The organism is Oceanobacillus sp. MO10714A (assembly GCF_037072045.1).
Classification (GTDB): domain Bacteria; phylum Bacillota; class Bacilli; order Bacillales; family Amphibacillaceae; genus Oceanobacillus; species Oceanobacillus indicireducens.
On sequence record NZ_JAXHDC010000098.1, the window covers coordinates 1 to 2,453 of the forward strand.

Annotated in this window: 2 protein-coding genes; both read right to left on the minus strand. The window is 40.5% G+C overall.

The annotated features are described in order from the left end of the window. Positions 1-62 precede the first annotated feature (62 nt). The gene (istB, locus tag SPD53_RS19620; protein WP_156857187.1) at positions 63-785 is read right to left on the minus strand and encodes an IS21-like element helper ATPase IstB; all 723 of its coding nucleotides are present in this window, start codon (positions 783-785) and stop codon (positions 63-65) included. Continuing rightward, a complete protein-coding gene (gene istA, locus SPD53_RS19625) occupies positions 785-2,302 on the minus strand; it encodes an IS21 family transposase (protein ID WP_047186307.1) in 1,518 nt (505 codons plus the stop codon). The genes istB and istA overlap by 1 nt, the downstream gene beginning before the upstream one ends. Positions 2,303-2,453 lie beyond the last annotated feature (151 nt).

Genomic DNA, 2,453 nt, shown 5'->3' on the forward strand with positions numbered 1-2,453 from the left:
TGTATTTGGCAAGTGTAAAATGTATGAAACGGCAGCCCTTTTTGTAAACCACTTGCCAACCTCTAATTTTTCATCATCATAGACTCTTTCATTCGTTTACTTTCACCCCCAAACAGAATGAGGTGGGAGTGGTGGATTAGGCGATCCACTACGGCTTCCGTTAGAATTGGATCGCCAAAGACATGGTTCCACTGTCCGAATTGAAGATTGGTAGTAATGATAATGCTCCGTTTTTCATAACACATAGATATCACTTGAAACAGTAGTTCTGCACCTTGCTTATGCAATGGAATATAGCCTAGCTCATCTAATATTAATAGATCAAGCTTATCTATTCTGTTAAACAGCCTGGTCAACGTACCTTTTTCATTCGCTTCCAACAGCTCATTTGCCAATGAAGCAACGGTATAGAACTTCACTCGCTTGCCATACTTCTGTATGGCATTGATTCCTATGAGCGTAGAGAGGTAGGTTTTACCTGCACCTACTCCACCATAAAAAATCATATTTTCCTTTGCCTCGATAAATTCTCCTTCTAATACCGATTCTTGACTTAACCCCTGACCCAATTGAATATCTGTCCAATCAAAAGGATTGCCAGACACGTTCGGCAGCGTTGCCGTTTTGAATAATAGGTTTATCTTACGCTCCTCACGCTGTTCCACTTCCTTTTCAAAAAGTGTTAATAAGTATTGTTGAGGATCTTCTATGTTCACCGTATGGAAATTCTCACGAATCCAGCTGAGTTTTAATCGCTTTGCGTACTCCTGAATCATTTCATGCATTATGCCTGCCTCCTTTCAGAGGAAAAGAAGACATCATATTTCTTAATCCCTCGCTCAGCGACTGGCATGACTGGGATGCTAGGCTTCATCTCCAACGTATCACGATAACCTCGCCCGTGAATAAGTTGATGGAAAACCTGTTTGATTGATTCGGAAGATGGATGGCTCCTTTTAGAAGCTATCTCCAACGCTTCTGTTGCCTTTTCTAAACTATGTTCTTTCAGTAATGTTGATAATAGTTTGAGAGCTTCTTTCTTCTCCTCAACGGTGCATTCATTCAAATAGCTTCGCCAGCGTTCCGGTAATTGGCCATAGAACGTCGTATATTTCAAAGCTGTTGGCCTTGTGGCCATAAGAGATAGGTAGGGTTGCCATACCATTGATTTTGATGCATTTCCGTAGATTCGGTTATGTCTTACAATTTTTTCGTATCTATCCGAAAGGATAGTAACTTGATCATATGTGATTGCCACCAAGACTTTTTGTTTTGCGTAACGTGGGGAAGTGGAGTATTTTTTTGTATCCACTTGGACAAACCCATATTTATCAGCTTTCAAAGTTTCATAGCGTACACAACTATACTCCTTGGCCGGTAAGTGTAAAAATGCATGCTTATCTTCTTCGAACAATTTACTGATTTCTTCCTTTTTCTCATAATGTTGGCGATGACGATCTTTTTCAGCTTCTCCCCACAACTTGGTATTGAATTCGTCTAATTGAAATACTCTTCGTTCTGGTAAAAAGAAATTATTACGAACATACTTAACCATTGCTTCCACATGACCTTTTTCATTCCCTGAACCTGGATTACAAAATTCATATTCGAAACCGTAGTGTAAGACAAACCTTTCAAATCCCTCCGTCAGTTCACGTCTTCCATGAGGAAGAATCTTTTTCACCGCAGGTGATAAGTTATCAAAACGAACTCTTCTAGGTACTCCCCCAAGGTGATGAAAGAATCGTTTCATGCCTTCCAAGAAACAGTCTTGATTCTGGGACTCAAACACCTGAACCAGAAATGCATTACTGTACGGGAAAGACATAACCAGATACGGAAGTTCTATGACTTCTCCCTCTACCTTAAACGGCGCCTCCCCAAAGTCTACCTGGGCATCCCCTGGACTTGCTTCTAACGGAAGAGCTGCCTCATCGTTTGCTTCCATCTCTTCAAGTAATTCTATTTTCCGCTTAGAGACATATGCTCTCACCGTTCGGTCTGAACCTTTAAATCCACACTCTTCCTTTAATAACTCCCAAATACGCTTCGCAGTTCTCCGATATTTCTTTTTCTTCTTCAAATCTTCCCTCAACCACTGATCCACAATCTCTTTCACCGGATCCATAACCGGAGAGGGTTGATGTTTCCTTCCTTTCAATTCAGGTTGGAATTCATCTAGATCCGCATATTTCTGTACGGTTCTTGGGTCTCTATTTGTTCTTCTCGCAACCTCTGCATATGTATGCCCTTTTCCGTTCACTTGTTGTCTGATATAATTAATTTCAGTCACTTCTAACACTCCTAATCTACCTCCTGCCAGAATAATGGGTCCAACAGGAAGTGTAGTTAATTATTGAGTTGTTAGCAAGTGGCTTTTTCTTTTATGCATAGCCCTATAGGACATGCATAAAAGAAGTGCCATAACCTACATTTTTAGTTTGCCATAAACA